Origin of the sequence: Burkholderia sp. M6-3, assembly GCF_050858985.1 — a bacterium.
Classification (GTDB): Bacteria; Pseudomonadota; Gammaproteobacteria; order Burkholderiales; family Burkholderiaceae; genus Paraburkholderia; species Paraburkholderia caledonica.
Genome location: NZ_CP110090.1, coordinates 3,600,348 through 3,618,951 on the forward strand (window position 1 = coordinate 3,600,348; position 18,604 = coordinate 3,618,951).

Annotated in this window: 32 protein-coding genes; all 32 read right to left on the reverse strand. The window is 58.7% G+C overall.

Going from position 1 to position 18,604, the window contains the following annotated elements; genetic code table 11:
* Positions 1-37: 37 nt before the first annotated feature.
* Positions 38-1,897: a protein-disulfide reductase DsbD gene (dsbD, locus tag OH764_RS15750; protein WP_498847402.1), complete on the reverse strand. Its 1,860-nt coding sequence runs from the start codon at positions 1,895-1,897 to the stop codon at positions 38-40.
* Entirely contained in the window at positions 1,890-2,222 is a 333-nt protein-coding gene (gene cutA / locus OH764_RS15755; RefSeq protein ID WP_408424145.1) for a divalent-cation tolerance protein CutA, read from the reverse strand. The genes dsbD and cutA overlap by 8 nt, the downstream gene beginning before the upstream one ends.
* A 371-nt stretch (positions 2,223-2,593) precedes the next feature.
* On the reverse strand, positions 2,594-2,986 hold the full coding sequence (gene rplQ / locus OH764_RS15760; RefSeq protein WP_006052227.1) for a 50S ribosomal protein L17: 393 nt from the start codon (positions 2,984-2,986) through the stop codon (positions 2,594-2,596).
* A gap of 169 nt (positions 2,987-3,155) precedes the next feature.
* Positions 3,156-4,133, reverse strand: a complete 978-nt coding sequence (locus tag OH764_RS15765) for a DNA-directed RNA polymerase subunit alpha (protein ID WP_006052226.1) — start codon at positions 4,131-4,133, stop codon at positions 3,156-3,158.
* Between the two features lie 124 nt (positions 4,134-4,257).
* Complete coding sequence (gene rpsD / locus OH764_RS15770; protein ID WP_020070587.1) at positions 4,258-4,881, reverse strand: 30S ribosomal protein S4; 624 nt, start codon at positions 4,879-4,881, stop codon at positions 4,258-4,260.
* A gap of 156 nt (positions 4,882-5,037) precedes the next feature.
* On the reverse strand, positions 5,038-5,442 hold the full coding sequence (gene rpsK, locus OH764_RS15775; protein WP_006052224.1) for a 30S ribosomal protein S11: 405 nt from the start codon (positions 5,440-5,442) through the stop codon (positions 5,038-5,040).
* A gap of 28 nt (positions 5,443-5,470) precedes the next feature.
* Positions 5,471-5,836, reverse strand: coding sequence for a 30S ribosomal protein S13 (gene rpsM, locus OH764_RS15780; protein WP_006052223.1), 366 nt, complete (start codon positions 5,834-5,836; stop codon positions 5,471-5,473).
* A 41-nt stretch (positions 5,837-5,877) separates the two neighbouring features.
* Positions 5,878-5,994 carry a 50S ribosomal protein L36 gene (rpmJ, locus tag OH764_RS15785; RefSeq protein ID WP_004199844.1) on the reverse strand — a complete coding sequence of 39 codons (117 nt, stop codon included), beginning with the start codon at positions 5,992-5,994 and terminating at the stop codon, positions 5,878-5,880.
* Between the two features lie 20 nt (positions 5,995-6,014).
* A complete protein-coding gene (infA, locus tag OH764_RS15790) occupies positions 6,015-6,233 on the reverse strand; it encodes a translation initiation factor IF-1 (RefSeq protein WP_004521905.1) in 219 nt (72 codons plus the stop codon).
* A gap of 8 nt (positions 6,234-6,241) precedes the next feature.
* The gene (secY, locus tag OH764_RS15795) at positions 6,242-7,588 is read right to left on the reverse strand and encodes a preprotein translocase subunit SecY (RefSeq protein WP_498847403.1); all 1,347 of its coding nucleotides are present in this window, start codon (positions 7,586-7,588) and stop codon (positions 6,242-6,244) included.
* Positions 7,589-7,634: 46 nt separating this feature from the next.
* Entirely contained in the window at positions 7,635-8,069 is a 435-nt protein-coding gene (gene rplO / locus OH764_RS15800; protein ID WP_020070585.1) for a 50S ribosomal protein L15, read from the reverse strand.
* 29 nt (positions 8,070-8,098) lie between these two features.
* Positions 8,099-8,281 (reverse strand): 50S ribosomal protein L30, encoded by a 183-nt coding sequence (gene rpmD / locus OH764_RS15805; protein WP_007180126.1) that lies wholly within the window; start codon positions 8,279-8,281, stop codon positions 8,099-8,101.
* 10 nt (positions 8,282-8,291) lie between these two features.
* Positions 8,292-8,810, reverse strand: a complete 519-nt coding sequence (gene rpsE, locus OH764_RS15810; protein WP_006052219.1) for a 30S ribosomal protein S5 — start codon at positions 8,808-8,810, stop codon at positions 8,292-8,294.
* A gap of 14 nt (positions 8,811-8,824) precedes the next feature.
* A complete protein-coding gene (gene rplR / locus OH764_RS15815; RefSeq protein WP_006052218.1) occupies positions 8,825-9,190 on the reverse strand; it encodes a 50S ribosomal protein L18 in 366 nt (121 codons plus the stop codon).
* A 12-nt stretch (positions 9,191-9,202) separates the two neighbouring features.
* Positions 9,203-9,733: a 50S ribosomal protein L6 gene (gene rplF, locus OH764_RS15820; protein WP_006052217.1), complete on the reverse strand. Its 531-nt coding sequence runs from the start codon at positions 9,731-9,733 to the stop codon at positions 9,203-9,205.
* 18 nt (positions 9,734-9,751) lie between these two features.
* A complete protein-coding gene (gene rpsH, locus OH764_RS15825) occupies positions 9,752-10,147 on the reverse strand; it encodes a 30S ribosomal protein S8 (RefSeq protein ID WP_006052216.1) in 396 nt (131 codons plus the stop codon).
* Between the two features lie 14 nt (positions 10,148-10,161).
* Positions 10,162-10,467, reverse strand: a complete 306-nt coding sequence (rpsN, locus tag OH764_RS15830; RefSeq protein ID WP_006052215.1) for a 30S ribosomal protein S14 — start codon at positions 10,465-10,467, stop codon at positions 10,162-10,164.
* 7 nt (positions 10,468-10,474) lie between these two features.
* The gene (gene rplE / locus OH764_RS15835) at positions 10,475-11,014 is read right to left on the reverse strand and encodes a 50S ribosomal protein L5 (protein ID WP_006052214.1); all 540 of its coding nucleotides are present in this window, start codon (positions 11,012-11,014) and stop codon (positions 10,475-10,477) included.
* A gap of 17 nt (positions 11,015-11,031) precedes the next feature.
* Positions 11,032-11,340: a 50S ribosomal protein L24 gene (rplX, locus tag OH764_RS15840; protein ID WP_006052213.1), complete on the reverse strand. Its 309-nt coding sequence runs from the start codon at positions 11,338-11,340 to the stop codon at positions 11,032-11,034.
* 9 nt (positions 11,341-11,349) lie between these two features.
* Positions 11,350-11,718, reverse strand: a complete 369-nt coding sequence (rplN, locus tag OH764_RS15845) for a 50S ribosomal protein L14 (protein ID WP_006052212.1) — start codon at positions 11,716-11,718, stop codon at positions 11,350-11,352.
* Positions 11,719-12,007: 289 nt separating this feature from the next.
* A complete protein-coding gene (rpsQ, locus tag OH764_RS15850) occupies positions 12,008-12,280 on the reverse strand; it encodes a 30S ribosomal protein S17 (RefSeq protein ID WP_007180129.1) in 273 nt (90 codons plus the stop codon).
* Positions 12,277-12,471 (reverse strand): 50S ribosomal protein L29, encoded by a 195-nt coding sequence (gene rpmC / locus OH764_RS15855; protein WP_007180130.1) that lies wholly within the window; start codon positions 12,469-12,471, stop codon positions 12,277-12,279. The genes rpsQ and rpmC overlap by 4 nt, the downstream gene beginning before the upstream one ends.
* Positions 12,472-12,481: 10 nt before the next feature.
* Positions 12,482-12,898: a 50S ribosomal protein L16 gene (gene rplP / locus OH764_RS15860; RefSeq protein ID WP_013340739.1), complete on the reverse strand. Its 417-nt coding sequence runs from the start codon at positions 12,896-12,898 to the stop codon at positions 12,482-12,484.
* Between the two features lie 2 nt (positions 12,899-12,900).
* Entirely contained in the window at positions 12,901-13,707 is an 807-nt protein-coding gene (gene rpsC, locus OH764_RS15865) for a 30S ribosomal protein S3 (RefSeq protein ID WP_020070582.1), read from the reverse strand.
* An 11-nt stretch (positions 13,708-13,718) separates the two neighbouring features.
* Positions 13,719-14,048: a 50S ribosomal protein L22 gene (gene rplV, locus OH764_RS15870; RefSeq protein WP_011490054.1), complete on the reverse strand. Its 330-nt coding sequence runs from the start codon at positions 14,046-14,048 to the stop codon at positions 13,719-13,721.
* Positions 14,049-14,058: 10 nt separating this feature from the next.
* Complete coding sequence (gene rpsS / locus OH764_RS15875; RefSeq protein WP_004199273.1) at positions 14,059-14,334, reverse strand: 30S ribosomal protein S19; 276 nt, start codon at positions 14,332-14,334, stop codon at positions 14,059-14,061.
* A gap of 10 nt (positions 14,335-14,344) precedes the next feature.
* On the reverse strand, positions 14,345-15,172 hold the full coding sequence (gene rplB / locus OH764_RS15880) for a 50S ribosomal protein L2 (RefSeq protein WP_020070581.1): 828 nt from the start codon (positions 15,170-15,172) through the stop codon (positions 14,345-14,347).
* A 2-nt stretch (positions 15,173-15,174) separates the two neighbouring features.
* Positions 15,175-15,489, reverse strand: a complete 315-nt coding sequence (gene rplW, locus OH764_RS15885) for a 50S ribosomal protein L23 (protein WP_007180135.1) — start codon at positions 15,487-15,489, stop codon at positions 15,175-15,177.
* Positions 15,486-16,106: a 50S ribosomal protein L4 gene (rplD, locus tag OH764_RS15890; protein ID WP_007180136.1), complete on the reverse strand. Its 621-nt coding sequence runs from the start codon at positions 16,104-16,106 to the stop codon at positions 15,486-15,488. The genes rplW and rplD overlap by 4 nt, the downstream gene beginning before the upstream one ends.
* Positions 16,106-16,765 carry a 50S ribosomal protein L3 gene (gene rplC / locus OH764_RS15895; RefSeq protein WP_073431863.1) on the reverse strand — a complete coding sequence of 220 codons (660 nt, stop codon included), beginning with the start codon at positions 16,763-16,765 and terminating at the stop codon, positions 16,106-16,108. The genes rplD and rplC overlap by 1 nt, the downstream gene beginning before the upstream one ends.
* Positions 16,766-16,966: 201 nt before the next feature.
* Entirely contained in the window at positions 16,967-17,278 is a 312-nt protein-coding gene (gene rpsJ / locus OH764_RS15900; RefSeq protein ID WP_006998489.1) for a 30S ribosomal protein S10, read from the reverse strand.
* A 127-nt stretch (positions 17,279-17,405) separates the two neighbouring features.
* Positions 17,406-18,596, reverse strand: coding sequence for an elongation factor Tu (tuf, locus tag OH764_RS15905; protein ID WP_012434572.1), 1,191 nt, complete (start codon positions 18,594-18,596; stop codon positions 17,406-17,408).
* Positions 18,597-18,604 lie beyond the last annotated feature (8 nt).

An 18,604-nucleotide genomic window follows, 5' to 3' on the forward strand; every position in this document is an offset into this window, starting at 1 on the left:
CACTCGCGCTTGCCGCTCGTTCATGCGGTCAATGCAATCACGCCTGAGGTCGGCTCGCCCGTTCGAGCGTGCGCAGGAATTTGTCGGCCGACTCGTAACCGACGACGCGCAGTACCTCCTTGCCGCCGCGGTCGAAGAAGATAATTCCCGGCGGGCCGAAAAGGCCAAAGCGCTTGAGCAGTGCCTGGTCGTCGGTGTTGTTGGCAGTGACGTCGGCGCGCAGCAGATTCATCTCCTTCAATTTCGCCTGGACGCGCGGGTCGCTAAAGGTGAATTTCTCCATCTCTTTGCAACTGACGCACCAGTCGGCGTAGAAATCGAGCATCGCCGGCTGCGCGGCGGCTTTGACGGCTTCATCCAGTCCGACGGATGATCGCACCGGTTGAAACGCCAGATCGCCCTGCGACGCACTCTGGGGCGAGCCAGCCGCACGATCCGGTACCGGCGCGCCCCCGCGCGTCGCCAGCACAGCCAACGGACGCAACGGATCTGACGAGCCAGCCGCCAGGCCAACGAGCAGGACAGCGGCCCAAACAGCCAAGGCGGCGCCGATACCGCGGCCAAGCCGGCGCCATATCGACGCTTGCGCCAAAGGTGCCGAAAAGAGGCCCAGCGATGCCGCGGCGATCAAGAGCCAGAGTGCACTCAGGAGCATGGCAGCCGTTGCTCCGAGCACCGGCCAGACGATCCAGAGCGCCGCGGCGAGCAGCACGACACCGAACAGCACTTTGACGCCGTCCATCCACGCGCCGGCGCGCGGCAGCAAGGTTCCGGCGCCAAATCCGATGATAAGCAGCGGCACGCCAAGCCCAAGTCCCATGGAGAACAGCGCGGCGCCACCGAGCACCGCATTCCCCGTGTGCGCAATGAAGGCGAGCACCGCGAAAAGCGGCGCAGTCATGCAGGCACCCACGACCAACGCGGACAGCGCGCCCATTCCGGCAACGGCTGCAAACTTGCCACCGGAGCGCCGCGCCGACACGTGCGAAACGCCCTCCTGCCAACGCTGCGGCAATGCGATATCGAAACCCGCAATCAGCGTGAGCGCAAAAACGGTCAGTAGCACGCCGAACGCGCCCAACACCCAGGGATTTTGCAGCCACGCGCCCAGACTTTGCCCAACGAGCGCGGCGGCAATTCCGAGGGCGGTGTAGACGAGCGCCATTCCGACTACATAGGCGAGCGATAGCGCCAAGCCCCGAGCGCGCGTGACCCGTGCGCCCTCGCCGATGATGATTGCCGACAGAATGGGAATCATCGGGTATGAGCAGGGCAGCAGGCTCAGTACCATGCCCGCGACGAAGTAAAGCCCGATGATCGTGAGGAAACCGCCGCCCTGCAGAAGCGATTGCGCGTAATCGGCGTTGGTCGCGCGCTCGTACCACGGCGTATCACTCGCCTTCGATTGCAGCGCGGCCGCGCTGCCCGCCGGTTGCAGAGCAGCACCGCTTACATGGTAGACGCGCTCCATCGGCGGATAGCAGATACCGGCGTCCGCACACCCTTGGGATGTCACGGCCAGATCGAACCCTCCGGCGGCCTGCTTAACCGGGATGCGGATCGTCAGTTCGTTGCGATACGTCTCGACGTTCTTGTTAAATGTCTGATCGAACTTGATATGGCCCGCCGGCAACTGCGGCTCACCAATTGTCGCGTTTCCACTGCGAGTCGCGAACGTGAAACGCTCCCGGTACATGTAATAGCCGTCGGCAATTTTGTACGTAATGTCGACTTCGCCCGGCTTTTCTGCCGCACTGAACTTGAACGCTACAGCCGGATCGAGGAAGTCGTCTGCCGCACCCGCGAGGTTGCAGAACTGCGCCAGGATCAGGCCGGCAAAGAGGAGGAACGCGGCACGAAGCGCATGGCGCGCGCGCCCGTCGAGACAATTAAACATGTAGGGGGCGTTGGGTTTCTGCAAGGATCCACTGACCATAAGTGGCCGAGGCCATGGCTTGCCACGACAGAATTTCCGGCGTGTCGTACGGATGGTGCGTCTGTATGTACTGCTCAAGCTCAAGAGCGCGGGCAGCGCTGGTCTTGAACAACAACTGTATTTCTTGCGCCGTTTCGACTCGCCCTTGCCAGTGGTAGCGCGATTGCACGGCTCCGAGTTGCGTTACGCAGGCGCACAGCCGGGCGGCCAGCGCGTCTGCGGCGAGCTTGTCAGCAACGGTCGCGTCGGGCACCGTCGTCAGGATCAAGGTAACACTCACGCTCACTGAAAGCTCCGGCAAAGCACGATTCGGGTGCCAATATCGTATCACCTGGCAATGAAGTGCCGCAGGCAGCGCGGCCCCGCGCGTGCGGCATTTGGTCACTGCGGATTGACTGGCTCCGCGCTTGAACATGGATTCCGAAAGCGCTGCAGCCGCTTTGGTCGCTTGAGGGCTGCATGTTGTAGCGATGCGGCCCGTTGGTCATACGCGCTTTGACCTGCCATTGCGCTTTTCGAACGGCTTTTCCGACGAAACCCTGCGATTCACGGGGACATTTGCCTAGCCAAAAAACAAAACCCCACGCTTCTAGAAACGTGGGGTTCGTCTGCATTCTTTAGCCAAGCGTGACGCTTGGCTTTTTAGTGCGCTGAAGCTTATTCGGCTTCTTGCACTTCAACTTCTTCAACTTCCGGACGATCGAGCAATTCGACCAGAGCCATCGGTGCATTGTCGCCGACGCGGAAGCCGAACTTCAGCACGCGCAGGTAGCCGCCCGGACGGGTAGCGTAGCGCGGGCCGAGGACTTCAAACAGCTTCGTGACCGAGTCACGGTCGCGCAGGCGGTTGAATGCCAGACGGCGATTTGCCAGCGACGGCTTCTTGCCCAGCGTGATCAGCGGCTCGACAACTTTACGGAGTTCTTTCGCCTTCGGCAGCGTGGTCTTGATGACTTCGTGCTCGATCAGCGAGTTGGACATATTACGGAGCATTGCCAGACGGTGGCTGCTCGTGCGGTTCAGTTTCCGCAGACCATGACGGTGACGCATGTTGATTCCTTCGATTCAGAGTTTTGGTCCAGCTCTTCTATCGCGCTCGCTCTACTGCAAATTCGAGTGCACGGGCCGGTAGTTGAAAAAGGCAAGACGCGGATTTTAAAGGAAAATCCGCGTCTTTGCCAGTGCAGCGACGGGTTCTGTCCCGGGACGGAGCGCCGATTTATTTGTCCAGCCCAGCGGGCGGCCAATTTTCGAGCTTCATGCCGAGCGTCAAACCACGCGACGCCAGTACTTCCTTGATTTCGTTCAACGACTTGCGGCCCAGATTCGGCGTTTTGAGCAACTCGTTTTCCGTGCGCTGGATCAGATCGCCGATGTAGTAGATGTTCTCGGCCTTCAGACAGTTCGCGGACCGAACCGTCAATTCGAGATCATCGACCGGACGCAGCAGGATCGGATCGATCTGCGGCGCGCGCGACGGCGCTTCAGCCGTTGCTTCGGTGCCTTCCAGTGCAGCGAACACAGACAGTTGATCAACCAGAATGCGAGCCGATTGACGGATCGCTTCTTCCGGCGAGATCACACCGTTGGTTTCGATGTTCATCACGAGCTTGTCGAGGTCGGTACGCTGTTCGACGCGCGCGCTTTCAACGGCATAGCTCACGCGGCGAACCGGCGAGAACGACGCGTCCAGCACGATACGGCCGATGATCTTGGCCGACTCTTCGCCGTAACGACGCACATTGCCCGGCACGTAACCGCGGCCCTTCTCGACCTTGATCTGGACATCGAGCTTGCCGCCCTTCGACAGATGCGCAATCACGTGATCAGGGTTGATAACTTCGCAATCATGCGCGAGTTCGATGTCGCCAGCGGTAACAACGCCTTCGCCCTCCTTGCGCAGCGTAACCGTCACTTCGTCACGGTTATGAAGCTTGAACACTACGCCCTTCAGGTTCAACAACAGGTTGACCACGTCCTCTTGCACACCGTCGAGCGTCGAATACTCATGTACGACGCCTGCGATCGTCACTTCGGTCGGCGCGTAGCCGATCATCGACGACAACAGCACGCGCCGGAGCGCGTTACCCAAGGTGTGGCCGTAACCGCGTTCAAACGGTTCCATGACCACTTTCGCGTGGCTTTCGCCCAGCGATTCAACTGCGATGATCTTGGGCTTCAACAAACTGGTTTGCATAGGTTTTCCTTTTCAATACCCTCGGCTCGTTACACCGATAAGGCTGACCGGTAACAACCTGAAAATAAACAGCCGAGACTCCCCCTTGCGCAACGCAATCGGGGTGCCCCGGCCATTAATCCGATTACCGCGAATACAATTCGACGATCAGGCTTTCGTTGATATCGCCAGCGATGTCGCTGCGTTCCGGCTTGGACTTGAACGTCCCTTCGAACTTCTTCGAATCGACAGCGACCCAGCTGGGCATGCCGCCTTGTTCAGCCAGCGACAGCGCTTCGAGGATACGCGCTTGCTTCTTCGATTGTTCGCGCACTGCGACGACGTCGCCTGCCTTCACTTGCATCGACGGGATGTTCGACACAACGCCGTTCACCGTGATCGCCTTGTGGCTCACGAGCTGACGCGCTTCAGCACGCGTCGAGCCGAAGCCCATGCGATACACGACGTTATCCAGACGCGACTCGAGCAATTGCAGCAGGTTCTCACCCGTGTTGCCCTTCAGACGGTCGGCTTCAGCGAAGTAACGGCGGAATTGGCGCTCGAGGACACCGTAGATGCGCTTCACTTTTTGCTTTTCGCGCAACTGCGTGCCGTAGTCGGACGTACGTGCACCCGACGTGCGGCCATGCTGGCCAGGCTTGCTGTCAAGCTTGCACTTGTCAGCGAGCGAACGACGGGCGCTCTTCAGGAACAGGTCAGTGCCTTCACGGCGGGACAGCTTGGCCTTAGGGCCGATATAACGTGCCACGTTGATTCCTTCGTTGATTGATCACGCGAATGCAGGCACTCGCGCTAGTCCGAACCCTTTGGGTCGAACAGTGGGCTTAGTCAATTCAATAGCGCAAGCAGCCTGTTTCGCCGGTTACTAGATCCGGCGGCAACAGGCGCTAGCGAAAACAGCGTCTTAGATACGACGACGCTTCGGCGGACGGCAGCCGTTGTGCGGGACCGGAGTTACGTCGGAGATCGCGGTGATCTTGATGCCAAGACCATGCAACGCGCGCACCGCCGACTCACGGCCAGGACCGGGGCCTTTGATCCGCACTTCGAGGTTCTTCACGCCGTATTCCATCGCCACACGGCCAGCCGATTCGGCTGCCACCTGGGCTGCAAACGGGGTCGATTTACGCGAACCCTTGAAGCCCTGACCACCCGACGTTGCCCAAGCAAGTGCATTGCCTTGACGATCGGTAATCGTGATGATGGTGTTGTTGAACGACGCGTGAACGTGAACCACGCCCTCGGCGACGTTCTTCTTGACCTTCTTGCGAACGCGTTGCGCCGCGGAGTTGTTCGAAGCCTTAGCCATTACGTTTTCCTGTAACTGTCAGTTCCGCTTACTTCTTCAGCGATTGCGCTGCACGACGCGGACCCTTGCGCGTACGGGCATTCGTACGCGTACGCTGGCCGCGCAGGGGCAAGCCCTTACGATGCCGAACGCCACGGTAGCAGCCGAGATCCATCAGGCGCTTAATGTTCATCGTCGTTTCACGGCGCAGATCGCCTTCAACGATGAACTTGCCGACTTCTTCACGCAGCTTTTCGAGGTCTGCGTCGTTCAGGTCTTTGACCTTCTTCGAAAATGCCACACCAGCAGCGACGCAAATGTCGCGCGAGCGCGTGCGGCCGATACCGTAAATAGCCGTCAGGCCGATTTCAGTATGCTGGTGATTCGGGATGTTAACCCCTGCGATACGAGCCATTGTTTTTCCTCAAACAAAAAGCGCAAGCAAAAGCGCGGCGTTCAGCCTTGACGCTGTTTGTGGCGCGGATCAGAGCTGCAAATCACGCGCACAACGCCTTTGCGCTTGATGATCTTGCAATTGCGGCAAATGCGCTTAACCGATGCCATCACTTTCATGATATTACCCTTTTTTCAAATCACTTCGCCCGGAACACGATCCGCGCACGCGACAGATCGTAAGGCGTCAATTCAACCGTCACCTTGTCGCCCGGCAAGATTCGGATGTAGTGCATCCGCATCTTCCCGGATATGTGTCCCAATACGACATGGCCGTTTTCCAGCTTCACCCTGAAGGTAGCGTTAGGCAGGTTTTCGATGACTTCACCCTGCATCTGGATAACATCGTCTTTGGCCATAAGTCCTTTCAACGCATCGGGACGCCGCCGCCTTTGAAATTAGCTTTCTTCAGCAGCGATTCATACTGTTGCGACATAACGTACGACTGCACCTGCGCCATGAAATCCATTGTGACGACGACAATGATCAGCAGCGACGTTCCACCAAAATAAAACGGCACGTTCCAGCGCAGCACCAAGAACTCGGGCAGCAGGCAAACAAACACGATGTAGATCGCACCGGCCAGCGTCAGACGCGTCAGGATGCGGTCGATATATCGCGCCGTTTGATCGCCCGGGCGGATGCCAGGAACGAATGCGCCACTCTTCTTCAGGTTGTCGGCCGTCTCCCTGCTGTTGAACACTAGTGCAGTGTAGAAAAAGCAGAAGAATACGATCGCCAACGCGTACAGCAACACGTACACGGGTTGGCCGGGCTTGAGGGCTTCGGCCACATTATGCAGCGTGTCTGCGAACCAACCGGTACGCGACCCCGAACTAAACCAGTTCAGGATGGTTGCCGGGAAGAGAATGATCGACGATGCAAAGATCGGCGGAATCACGCCCGACATGTTCAACTTCAGCGGCAAATGCGAGGATTGACCGCCGTAAATCTTGTTACCGACTTGCCGCTTTGCGTAGTTCACAAGGATCTTGCGCTGGCCGCGTTCGATGAACACCACCAGATACGTCACAGCAGCAATCAGTGCAACGACAATAATCGCCGAGATGATACTCATCGAGCCGGTTCGCACCAATTCAAAGAGACCACCGATTGCATTGGGGAAACCCGCTGCAATACCGCCGAAAATGATGATCGAGATACCGTTGCCGAGTCCGCGCTCCGTAATCTGCTCACCGAGCCACATCAGGAACATCGTGCCCGTCACCAGCGTCACGACCGTCGTCAGCCGAAACACCATTCCCGGATCGATCACGAGAGCCGGCTGATTTTCCAATGCCACGGCGATGCCGAATGCCTGGAACGTCGCCAGCAAGACCGTGAAGATCCGCGTGTACTGCGTGATCTTCCGCTGCCCCGCCTGCCCTTCTTTCTTCAGCGCTTCCAGCTGCGGCGAGACAATCGCCAGCAACTGCATGATGATCGACGCCGAGATATACGGCATGATCCCAAGCGCGAAAATCGTGAACCGCGAAAGTGCGCCACCCGAGAACATGTTGAACATGCCAAGGATGCCGCCCGACTGGCTCTGGAACAACTTTGCCAGTTGGTCCGGGTCGATACCCGGCACCGGAATGTGCGCGCCGATGCGGTAGACGACCAGCGCCAGGAGCAGAAATACTGCCCGCCGACGCAGATCGCCAAACTTCGCCGCGCTGCGACCGGGTTTTGCGAGACTCGGGCTGTTAGCCAAGTACCTTCTCCGATGCAAATGCTAGTGACGGCAAATAGCTTGCGCGTTACTCGGCAAAAGAGCCGCCGGCTGCTTCAATAGCAGCGCGCGCACCCTTCGTCGCACCCAGACCCTTCACAACGATCTTGCGCTTGAGCTCGCCCGTCGCGATGATCTTGGCGCTCTTGATCAGCTCACCAACCAGACCGGCTTGCTTCAAAGCCAACAGGTCGATTTCATCAACCGGCAGCTTTTCCAGATCAGAGAGACGCACTTCACCGACGAATTCCTTCGTCAGCGAGGTGAAGCCACGCTTCGGCAGGCGACGTTGCAGCGGCATTTGACCGCCTTCGAAGCCAACCTTGTGAAAGCCGCCCGAACGCGACTTCTGACCTTTGTGACCACGGCCGGCGGTCTTGCCCAGGCCAGAGCCGATGCCGCGACCAACGCGACGCTTTGCGTGCTTCGCGCCTTCAGCCGGCTTCAGGTTATTCAATTCCATTATCAACTCCTTGAGTCCCGGTCAGCCGCTTAGCTGATGACCTTAACGAGGTACGAAACCTTGTTGATCATGCCGCGCACGGCCGGCGTGTCCTGCAATTCGCTAACCGAGTTGAGTCGGCGCAGACCGAGGCCACGCACCGTTGCACGGTGCGTTTCGCGGGTGCCGATCAGGCTCTTGACGAGCTGGACCTTGACAGTTTTATCAGACATGGTGTCCACCTTAGCCCAGAATATCTTCGACGGACTTGCCGCGCTTCGCCGCGATGTCGCCCGGCGTGGACTGCTTGCGCAGACCGTCGAGCGTTGCACGAACGAGGTTATACGGGTTCGTCGAACCGTGGCTCTTGGCCACAACGTTCTGCACGCCCATCACGTCGAACACTGCGCGCATCGGACCGCCAGCGATCACACCGGTACCATCCTTCGCCGGAGCGAGGAGGACCATCGATGCGCCGTGCTTGCCGTGCACTTCGTGTTGCAGGGTACCGTTCTTCAGCGGCACCTTGAACATGTTGCGGCGGGCTTGTTCCATCGCCTTCTGGACAGCGACAGGCACTTCCTTCGCCTTGCCCTTGCCCATACCGACGCGGCCATCACCGTCGCCGACCACGGTCAGTGCGGCGAAACCGAGAATACGGCCACCCTTCACGACCTTGGTCACGCGGTTGACCGAAATCATCTTTTCACGCAGGCCGTCGTCGCGTTCGTCAGCCTGAACTTTCGCTTGCATCTTTGCCATGACGAATTCTTCCCTTAGAACTTGAGTCCGGCTTCGCGCGCCGCATCAGCCAGCGCTTTCACGCGGCCGTGGTAACGGAAACCCGAACGGTCGAAGGCGACGGATTCGATGCCGGCAGCCTTAGCCTTTTCTGCGATGCGCTTGCCGATCAGCGTGGCAGCAGCGACATTGCCGCCCTTGCCCGTTTGATCAGCCAGTTGCGCACGCACTTCGGCCTCGAGCGTCGACGCGCTGGCGAGCACCTTGGTGCCGCACGGCGAGAACACTTGCGCATAGATGTGCGTATTCGTGCGATGCACGGCGAGACGCGCGACCTGCAGCTCAGCGATCTTGATACGCGTCTGACGAGCGCGGCGCAGGCGAGATTGAGTCTTATCCATGATTGCGCACCCTTACTTCTTCTTCGTTTCTTTGAGGATCACGACCTCGTTGGCGTAGCGCACACCCTTGCCCTTATAGGGCTCCGGCGGACGATAGCCGCGCACTTCTGCAGCGACCTGGCCAACTTTCTGCTTGTCGATCCCCTTGATCACGATTTCGGTTTGCGACGGGGTCTCAGCCTTGACGCCTTCCGGCATCTGGTGCACCACGGGGTGCGAGAAACCCAGCGACAGGTTCAGCTTGTCGCCTTGCGCCTGTGCGCGGTAACCGACGCCAACCAGCGTCAGCTTGCGCTCGAAACCCTTCGTCACGCCGTTCACCATGTTCGCCACCAGTGCGCGCATCGTGCCCGACATCGCATTCGCTTCGCGGCTTTCGTCAACCGGCTCGATCTTCAGAATGCCGTTGTCGTTCACCACTTTCACGAGGCGGTTAGCCGCCTGCGTAATCGTACCCAGCGGGCCCTTGACGGTAATGCGATCGTCGCTCAGGGCCACTTCTGCGCCTTGCAGCGCGATCGGGCTTTTACCTACTCGAGACATGTTTCTCTCCTTTCGGCCTTAAGCGACGTAGCAGATGACTTCGCCGCCAACGCCCGTTGCGCGCGCCTTGCGGTCCGTCATCACGCCCTTCGGCGTCGACACGATTGCCACGCCCAGGCCATTCATGACCACGGGGATGTCGTTACGGCCGCGGTACACACGCAGACCAGGCTTCGAGACGCGCTCAATGCGCTCGATCACCGGACGGCCAGCGTAGTACTTCAACACGATGTTCAATTCAGACTTCGCACCTTCGGACTTCACTGCGAAATCATCGATATAGCCTTCGTCCTTCAGGACCTGCGCAATCGCAACCTTGACTTTCGACGAGGGCATAGTCACCGAGACTTTCTCAACCATCTGCGCGTTGCGGATGCGAGTCAGCATATCGGCGATAGGATCACTCATGCTCATTTACGTTTCTCCTATTACCAGCTCGCCTTGGTCAGGCCAGGGATCTCGCCGCGGAACGCGATTTCGCGAATCTTGTTACGCGCCAGCCCGAATTTACGGAACGTACCGCGCGGACGACCAGTAATCGCGCAACGGTTGCGCTTACGGGTCGGGTTAGAGTTGCGCGGCAGTTGTTGCAGTTCCAGACGTGCTGCGTAATGCTCTTCGTCCGACTTGCTCATATCGCCAATGATCGCCTTCAACTCTGCGCGCTTGGGCGCGTACTTAGCGGCGAGGCGAGCACGCTTCTTTTCACGTTCGATCAGTGCCAGTTTAGCCACGGTAACCTCAGTTTCTGAACGGGAACTTGAAGCTGGCGAGCAGAGCCTTTGCTTCGTCGTCGGTCTTCGCAGTCGTCGTGATGCTGATGTTCAGCCCACGCAGTGCGTCGATCTTGTCGTAGTCGATTTCGGGGAAAATGATCTGCTCTTTCACACCGATGTTGTAGTTGCCGCGACCGTCGAACGCACGACCCGACACGCCACGGAAGTCGCGCACACGGGGGAGCGCAACCGTCACGAAACGGTCCAGAAATTCGTACATTGCCTGACCACGCAACGTGACCATTGCACCGATCGGGTATCCCTGACGGATCTTGAAGCCAGCGATTGCCTTGCGTGCCTTCGTGATCACCGGCTTCTGGCCTGCGATCTTCGTCAGGTCGCCAACGGCGTTTTCGATGATCTTCTTGTCAGCAACCGCTTCGCCAAGGCCCATGTTCAGGGTGATCTTGGTGATGCGCGGCACTTCCATCACGGACTTGTAACCGAACTTCTCGATGAGGCCGGGTACAACCTTTTCTTTGTAAAACTCTTGCAAACGAGCCATTTTTTTACTCCGCAGCGTCAGGCGCTCAGCTCGGCACCAGTCGTCTTAAGGAAACGGACCTTCTTGTCTCCTTCGACCTTGATGCCTACACGCGACGCCTTGCCATTCGCGTCGACCAATGCGACGTTCGAAATTTGCAGCGGCATCGTCTTGGCTTCCACACCACCCGTCGTACCCTTCATCGGGTTCGGCTTGACGTGTTTCTTGACGAGGTTGATACCCTCGACAATGACCTTGCCTTCGCCAACGGACAGCACGACGCCGCGCTTGCCTTTATCTTTGCCGGTGATGACGATAACTTCGTCACCTTTGCGAATCTTGTTCATCGCGACTCCTTACAGCACTTCAGGTGCCAACGAAACGATCTTCATGAATCGTTCGCTGCGCAACTCGCGCGTGACAGGCCCGAAAATACGGGTGCCAATAGGTTCGAGCTTGGCATTCAACAACACTGCGGCGTTGCCATCGAACTTGATCAGCGAGCCGTCCTGACGGCGCACGCCCTTGGCGGTGCGAACCACCACGGCGTTATAAATTTCGCCTTTCTTCACGCGCCCGCGCGGCGTTGCTTCTTTGACGGTCACCTTGATGATGTCGCCAATGCTGGCATAACGACGCTTCGAGCCGCCGAGCACCTTGATGCACATGACTTCACGCGCACCCGTGTTGTCGGCCACTTCAAGCCGAGTTTCGGTCTGGATCATGGTTTATCTTTCCCAACTTAATCCGGTCACACCACCATGGCGTACCCGGTCAGTCTTGGTCCCGTCAGCCAATCGGCTGCTTGGGTTAGAACAGCAGCGACGGCAAACGAAACCCGCCATCGCAATCCGGTGAATCCTTCGGGACAGACTGGCGCCTGAACCGCTTCCCCCACCAACTTCGCCCGCGACGGGGCTCCCATAAAGAGGGAAGACCGAGATTATAACAAATAATCTCGGTCTTGCAAGCGAAATCTACTGCGATTTCAACAACTTCTACTGCTCAGCGGCGTCAGATGACGCGAGCAGCCTCGACCAGGCGAGCCACAACCCAAGCCTTCGTCTTTGAAATCGGACGAGTTTCCTGGATCTCAACGAGGTCACCCTCGTTGTACGTGTTCGCATCGTCGTGCGCGTGGTACTTCTTCGAGCGCACAACATACTTGCCGTAGATCGGGTGCTTCACGCGGTGCTCAACCAGCACGGTGACCGTCTTGTCCATCTTGTTGCTGACGACCTTGCCGACCAGCGTCCGCTTGAGCGAGGTTTTTACGCTATCGTTCATTTCTGGTTCGCCTTCTCAGTCAGGACGGTCCGCACACGTGCGATGTCGCGACGAACCTTCTTCAGCTGGCTCGTGTTCGTGAGCTGCTGGGTCGCGAGTTGCATGCGCAGGCCGAATTGCGCCTTCAGCAGGTCCGACAGCTCCTTGTTGAGCGCGGCCTGATCTTTCTGGTGAAGTTCGGAAGCCTTCATCATTTGCTCCTTAGGCGCCGAGCTGACGCACGATGAAGGTCGTCTTCAGCGGCAGCTTAGCTGCAGCCAGACGGAACGCTTCGCGTGCCAGCTCTTCGGTTACGCCGTCCATTTCGTACAGCATCTTGCCCGGTTGAATCTCTGCGACGTAGTACTCAGGGTTACCTTTACCGTTACCCATACGTACTTCAGCCGGCTTGTGCGAGATCGGCTTGTCCGGGAAGATGCGGATCCAGATGCGGCCACCACGCTTGATGTGACGCGTCATTGCACGACGTGCCGCTTCAATCTGGCGCGCGGTCAGACGACCACGACCGATAGCCTTCAGGCCGAACTCACCGAACGACACCGCGTTACCGCGGGTAGCGACACCGGTGTTACGACCTTTCTGCTCTTTGCGATACTTTCTGCGTTTCGGTTGCAGCATCGTTATTCTCCAGTCTTCCCGTCGCCACCAGCACCGCCAGCACGACGAGGAGCGCCACGGCGTGCACCTGCCGGGCCACCACCTTCACCATCGCGACGCGGACGGCGATCGCCACCCGGACGTGCGTTGCGACGCGGACGCTTTTCTTCGGCGACTTCTTCAACCACCGGTGCGTCGTTGCGGCCGAGCGTATCGCCCTTGTAGACCCACACCTTCACGCCGATGATGCCGTACGTCGTTTTGGCTTCCGAAGTCGCGTAGTCGATATCTGCGCGCAGCGTATGAAGCGGAACGCGGCCTTCGCGATACCATTCCGTACGAGCGATTTCGATACCGTTCAGACGACCAGCGCTCATGATCTTGATGCCTTGAGCACCCAGACGCATCGCGTTCTGCATCGCACGCTTCATCGCGCGGCGGAACATGATCCGGCGCTCGAGCTGTTGCGTGATCGAGTCGGCGATGAGTTGCGCATCGGTTTCCGGCTTGCGGATTTCTTCGATGTTGACGTGGACCGGAACGCCCATGCGGCGTTGCAGTTCCGACTTCAGCAGCTCGATATCCTCGCCCTTCTTACCGATGACCACACCCGGACGCGAGCTATAAATCGTGATGCGCGCGTTTTTCGCCGGACGCTCGATAACGACGCGACCAACCGAAGCGTTCTTCAGCTTCTTCTTCAGGTATTCACGAACACCGATGTCTTCCTGCAACATCGCCGCGAAATTGTTGTTGTTCGCGTACCAACGCGACGCCCAATTGCGGCTGACGGCCAAACGGAAGCCAGTCGGATGAATTTTCTGTCCCATCGTATGACCCCTTAATTCCCGACCGTCACAGTGATGTGACAGGATTGCTTCTCGATGCGGTTACCGCGGCCTTTAGCGCGCGCGGTAAAACGCTTGAGCGACGCAGCCTTGTCGATGTAAATGCTCGTGATCTTGAGCTCATCGATATCGGCGCCTTCGTTATGCTCCGCATTCGCGATCGCCGACAGCACGACCTTTTTCACGATTCCCGCAGCCTTCTTCGGCGAGAACGTCAGAACGTTCAGCGCCTTGTCGACCGGCAAACCGCGGATCTGGTCAGCCACAAGGCGCGTTTTCTGCGCCGAGATGCGGGCACCGCGATGAATTGCTTTCACTTCCATCTTGAGCCCCTTATTTCTTAGCCTTCTTGTCGGCTGCGTGACCCTTGAACGTACGGGTCAGTGCGAACTCGCCAAGCTTGTGGCCGACCATGTTTTCCGAGATGTACACCGGAACGTGTTGACGGCCGTTATGAACGGCGATCGTCAGACCGATGAAATCCGGGAGGATCGTCGAGCGACGCGACCAGGTTTTGATCGGCTTCTTATCCCGCGAAGCTGCTGCCGCCTCAACTTTCTTCAGCAAATGGGCGTCGCAGAACGGACCTTTTTTTACAGAACGTGCCATTGCCTACTCCTTAACGCTTGTGACGGCGCTGGACGATCATGCTCGTCGTGCGCTTGTTGCTGCGGGTGCGATAACCCTTAGCAGGCGTGCCCCACGGGCTCACCGGATCGCGACCTGCAGCCGTCTTGCCTTCACCACCACCGTGCGGGTGATCGACCGGGTTCATTGCAACGCCGCGCACCGTCGGGCGGATACCGCGCCAGCGGTTTGCGCCAGCCTTACCGATTTGACGGAGGCTATGCTCTTCGTTGCCAACTTCACCAATCGTCGCGCGGCACTCAACGTGGACGCGGCGGATTTCACCCGAGCGCAGGCGGACCTGTGCGTAGATGCCTTCACGAGCCAGCAACATCGCCGACGTACCAGCCGAACGCGCCATTTGCGCACCCTTGCCCGGCAGCATTTCGATGCAGTGGATCGTCGTACCGACCGGAATATTGCGGATCGGCAGCGTGTTGCCTGCGCGAATCGGCGCTTCCGAACCGGACATCAGCTGCTGACCGACGGTGATACCCTTCGGAGCGATGATGTAACGGCGCTCGCCGTCTGCATACAGAACCAGCGCGATGTTCGCGCTACGGTTCGGATCGTATTCGAGACGTTCGACCTTCGCTGCGATACCGTCCTTGTTGCGACGGAAATCGACGACACGGTAATGATGCTTGTGACCACCACCCTTGTGACGCGTAGTGATGTGGCCATTGTTGTTACGGCCGGCGGTCGAGGATTGCGAGTCGAGCAGCGGTGCGAACGGCTTGCCCTTGTACAGATCCTTGTTGACCACCTTGACCATCGCGCGGCGACCCGGCGAAGTCGGCTTAACTTTAACGATTGCCATGATTACTTGGCCTCCGCTTCAAAGTTGATTTCCTGGCCGGGCTTCAGGCAGACGTATGCCTTCTTCACGTCTTTGCGCTTGCCCATGAAGCGGCCAAAGCGCTTGGCTTTGCCCTTCGAGACCAGCACGTTGACGGAATTGACTTCCACCTTGAACAGCAGCTCGACTGCAGCTTTCACTTCCTGCTTCGTGGCATCGGGCGCGACTTCGAACACGACTTGCTCGTTCTTGTCGGCCACCAGCGTCGCCTTTTCGGAGATCACCGGCGCGAGCAGGACCTGCATCAAACGATGATCGTTTTTGCGAATCTCGCTCATGACAGCAACTCCTCGATCTGGGCGACCGCAGCCTTCGTGATCAGGATCTTCTTGAAGTAGATCAGCGACAGCGGGTCGGCGTAACGCGGCTCGACAACCGCCACATGGGCGAGGTTGCGCGACGCGAGGTACAGGTTTTCGTCAACCGTGTCGGTAATCACCAGCACGGAGTCGAGACCCATCGCCTTGAATTTTTCGGCCAGCAGCTTGGTCTTCGGCGCTTCGAGCGTGAGCTCGTCGACCACCGAGATACGGCCTTCGCGGGCCAGCTGCGAGAAGATCGAGCAGAGACCTGCGCGATGCATCTTCTTGTTAACCTTGTGCGAAAAGTTTTCTTCCGGCGAATTCGGGAAGATCCGGCCACCGCCGCGCCACAACGGGCTCGACGACATACCGGCACGGGCGCGACCCGTACCCTTCTGACGCCACGGCTTCTTGGTCGTGTGCTTGACTTGCTCACGATCCTTCTGCGCGCGGTTGCCGCTGCGGGCATTCGCTTGATACGCAACCACCACCTGGTGAATCAGGGCTTCGTTGTAATCGCGGCCGAACACGACGTCCGACGCGCTAACGCCTGCACCTTCCTGACCATTGGCATTCAGGAGCTTAAGTTCCATTATTTCGCTCCTTTCACGGCACGCGTCTTCACGGCCGGCGTAACGAATACCTTGCCACCTTTCGCACCCGGAACGGCGCCCTTAACCAGCAACAGCTTGCGGTCAGCGTCGATACGAGCGATTTCGAGGTTTTGCACCGTTACCGTGTCGTCACCCATGTGACCAGTCATGCGCTTACCCGGGAAAACACGACCCGGATCCTGCGCCATACCGATCGAACCCGGCACGTTGTGCGAGCGCGAGTTACCGTGCGATGCACGGCCGGATGCGAAGTTGTAACGCTTGATGGTACCGGCGTAGCCCTTACCAATCGACACGCCTTGCACGTCGACCTTCTGGCCTACTTCGAACAGGTCAGGACCAACTACGGCGCCGTTCGACAACTCGGCAGCCTTAGCGGCGTCGATCTGGAATTCTTTGAGGATTTCACCGGCTTGAACACCGGCTTTGGCGAGATGACCGGCCAACGGCTTCGTCACACGCGATGCACGGCGCGTACCGAATGCAACCTGCACGGCCGTGTAGCCGTCGGTTTCAACAGTCTTGATCTGCGTCACGCGGTTGTCGGACACGTCCAGCACGGTAACGGGAATCGAATCCCCTTCTGCCGTGAAGATACGGGTCATGCCAACCTTGCGACCTACGAGTCCAAGGCTCATCGTTTTCTCCATTCCCGACTGCGATTGGTCGGGGCTAATTTACAAAATGCCGGTGCCGTTTCGGGCATGAATTCATGCTGCAGCACACCGACTTTTTTGCGCAAATGCGCGAAAAGCCTTGCATTATAGCGAGGCTTTTCGTTTTCCGCAAGCAATCAAAGACTTAGCGTTGCCAGCAGCGCTGAGCAACGCTCGAAGCCTTTATTGCAGCTTGATTTCGACGTCCACGCCAGCCGGCAAGTCCAGCTTCATCAGTGCGTCGACGGTCTTGTCCGTCGGATCGACGATGTCCATCAGGCGCTGGTGCGTGCGGATTTCGAGCTGATCGCGCGACGTCTTGTTGACGTGCGGCGAACGCAGGATGTCGAAGCGTTGAATGCGGGTCGGCAGGGGAACCGGACCACGAACGATTGCGCCAGTCCGCTTTGCCGTGTCGACGATTTCAGCAGCCGACTGGTCGATCAGGCGATAGTCGAAAGCCTTCAGGCGAATGCGGATTTTCTGGTTCTGCATGACAATTCCTTGGAAAAGAGCGAGGCGGTATTGCGCCGCCAGATAGTAAAAGAACGTAGAGCCGGGCGCCCGCCAGGAGCCGGTGCCCGGCTCCGGGCACCACATACTACAAAGTCAATCCGCGATTTTACTCGAGAATCTTGGCAACGACACCAGCGCCAACCGTACGGCCGCCTTCGCGGATAGCGAAGCGCAGACCTTCTTCCATCGCGATCGGGTTGATCAGCTTCACCGTGATCGACACGTTGTCGCCCGGCATGACCATTTCCTTGTCCTTCGGCAACTCGATCGAGCCCGTCACGTCCGTCGTACGGAAGTAGAACTGCGGACGATAGTTGTTGAAGAACGGCGTGTGACGGCCGCCTTCGTCCTTGCTCAGCACGTACACCTCAGCCGTGAAGTGCGTGTGCGGGTTGATCGAACCCGGCTTGGCCAGCACCTGGCCACGCTCCACATCTTCGCGCTTCGTGCCGCGCAGCAGGATACCAACGTTGTCGCCCGCCTGACCCTGGTCGAGCAGCTTGCGGAACATTTCCACGCCCGTGCAGGTCGTCTTCACCGTCGGCTTGATACCGACAATTTCGATTTCCTCGCCGACCTTCACCACGCCGCGCTCAACGCGACCCGTCACCACCGTGCCGCGACCCGAGATCGAGAACACGTCTTCCACCGGCATCAGGAATGCGCCGTCCACTGCGCGCTCCGGCGTCGGGATGTACGTGTCCAGCGCGTCGGCCAGATTCATGATCGCCACTTCGCCCAGCTCGCCCTTGTCGCCTTCCAGCGCCAGCTTGGCCGAACCCTTGATGATCGGCGTGTCGTCGCCCGGGAAGTCGTACTTCGACAGAAGCTCGCGCACTTCCATCTCGACCAGCTCCAGCAGCTCAGCGTCGTCCACCATGTCGCACTTGTTCAGGAACACGATGATGTACGGCACACCGACCTGACGCGCCAGCAGGATGTGCTCACGCGTTTGCGGCATCGGGCCGTCAGCGGCCGAGCACACCAGGATCGCGCCGTCCATCTGCGCGGCGCCCGTGATCATGTTCTTCACATAGTCAGCGTGGCCCGGGCAGTCAACGTGTGCGTAGTGGCGGTTAGCCGTTTCGTACTCGACGTGCGCCGTGTTGATCGTGATACCACGCGCCTTTTCTTCCGGTGCCGCGTCGATCTGGTCGTATGCCTTCGCTTCGCCGCCGAACTTCTGCGTCAGAACCGTCGTGATCGCTGCCGTCAGCGTGGTCTTGCCGTGGTCAACGTGACCGATCGTGCCGACGTTCACGTGCGGCTTGGTCCGTTCGAATTTACCTTTAGCCATGTTTCTCT

Excerpts from the sequence above, each read along its gene's own strand:
- dsbD (WP_498847402.1), bottom strand. The coding sequence starts at position 1,897 with ATGTTTAATTGTCTCGACGGGCGCGCGCGCCATGCGCTTCGTGCCGCG.
- rplQ (WP_006052227.1), bottom strand. The coding sequence starts at position 2,986 with ATGCGTCACCGTCATGGTCTGCGGAAACTGAACCGCACGAGCAGCCAC.
- OH764_RS15765 (WP_006052226.1), bottom strand. The coding sequence starts at position 4,133 with ATGCAAACCAGTTTGTTGAAGCCCAAGATCATCGCAGTTGAATCGCTG.
- rpsK (WP_006052224.1), bottom strand. The coding sequence starts at position 5,442 with ATGGCTAAGGCTTCGAACAACTCCGCGGCGCAACGCGTTCGCAAGAAG.
- rpsM (WP_006052223.1), bottom strand. The coding sequence starts at position 5,836 with ATGGCTCGTATCGCAGGGGTTAACATCCCGAATCACCAGCATACTGAA.
- rpmJ (WP_004199844.1), bottom strand. The coding sequence starts at position 5,994 with ATGAAAGTGATGGCATCGGTTAAGCGCATTTGCCGCAATTGCAAGATC.
- infA (WP_004521905.1), bottom strand. The coding sequence starts at position 6,233 with ATGGCCAAAGACGATGTTATCCAGATGCAGGGTGAAGTCATCGAAAAC.
- rplO (WP_020070585.1), bottom strand. The coding sequence starts at position 8,069 with ATGGAATTGAATAACCTGAAGCCGGCTGAAGGCGCGAAGCACGCAAAG.
- rpmD (WP_007180126.1), bottom strand. The coding sequence starts at position 8,281 with ATGTCTGATAAAACTGTCAAGGTCCAGCTCGTCAAGAGCCTGATCGGC.
- rpsE (WP_006052219.1), bottom strand. The coding sequence starts at position 8,810 with ATGGCAAAGATGCAAGCGAAAGTTCAGGCTGACGAACGCGACGACGGC.
- rplR (WP_006052218.1), bottom strand. The coding sequence starts at position 9,190 with ATGGATAAGACTCAATCTCGCCTGCGCCGCGCTCGTCAGACGCGTATC.
- rplF (WP_006052217.1), bottom strand. The coding sequence starts at position 9,733 with ATGTCTCGAGTAGGTAAAAGCCCGATCGCGCTGCAAGGCGCAGAAGTG.
- rpsH (WP_006052216.1), bottom strand. The coding sequence starts at position 10,147 with ATGAGCATGAGTGATCCTATCGCCGATATGCTGACTCGCATCCGCAAC.
- rplE (WP_006052214.1), bottom strand. The coding sequence starts at position 11,014 with ATGGCTCGTTTGCAAGAGTTTTACAAAGAAAAGGTTGTACCCGGCCTC.
- rplX (WP_006052213.1), bottom strand. The coding sequence starts at position 11,340 with ATGAACAAGATTCGCAAAGGTGACGAAGTTATCGTCATCACCGGCAAA.
- rplN (WP_006052212.1), bottom strand. The coding sequence starts at position 11,718 with ATGATCCAGACCGAAACTCGGCTTGAAGTGGCCGACAACACGGGTGCG.
- rpsQ (WP_007180129.1), bottom strand. The coding sequence starts at position 12,280 with ATGAACGATAGCGTAAAAACCTCGCTCAAGCGGACGCTGGTCGGCAAG.
- rpmC (WP_007180130.1), bottom strand. The coding sequence starts at position 12,471 with ATGAAGGCTTCCGAACTTCACCAGAAAGATCAGGCCGCGCTCAACAAG.
- rplP (WP_013340739.1), bottom strand. The coding sequence starts at position 12,898 with ATGCTGCAACCGAAACGCAGAAAGTATCGCAAAGAGCAGAAAGGTCGT.
- rpsC (WP_020070582.1), bottom strand. The coding sequence starts at position 13,707 with ATGGGACAGAAAATTCATCCGACTGGCTTCCGTTTGGCCGTCAGCCGC.
- rplV (WP_011490054.1), bottom strand. The coding sequence starts at position 14,048 with ATGGAAGTGAAAGCAATTCATCGCGGTGCCCGCATCTCGGCGCAGAAA.
- rpsS (WP_004199273.1), bottom strand. The coding sequence starts at position 14,334 with ATGGCACGTTCTGTAAAAAAAGGTCCGTTCTGCGACGCCCATTTGCTG.
- rplB (WP_020070581.1), bottom strand. The coding sequence starts at position 15,172 with ATGGCAATCGTTAAAGTTAAGCCGACTTCGCCGGGTCGCCGCGCGATG.
- rplW (WP_007180135.1), bottom strand. The coding sequence starts at position 15,489 with ATGAGCGAGATTCGCAAAAACGATCATCGTTTGATGCAGGTCCTGCTC.
- rplD (WP_007180136.1), bottom strand. The coding sequence starts at position 16,106 with ATGGAACTTAAGCTCCTGAATGCCAATGGTCAGGAAGGTGCAGGCGTT.
- rplC (WP_073431863.1), bottom strand. The coding sequence starts at position 16,765 with ATGAGCCTTGGACTCGTAGGTCGCAAGGTTGGCATGACCCGTATCTTC.
- rpsJ (WP_006998489.1), bottom strand. The coding sequence starts at position 17,278 with ATGCAGAACCAGAAAATCCGCATTCGCCTGAAGGCTTTCGACTATCGC.
- tuf (WP_012434572.1), bottom strand. The coding sequence starts at position 18,596 with ATGGCTAAAGGTAAATTCGAACGGACCAAGCCGCACGTGAACGTCGGC.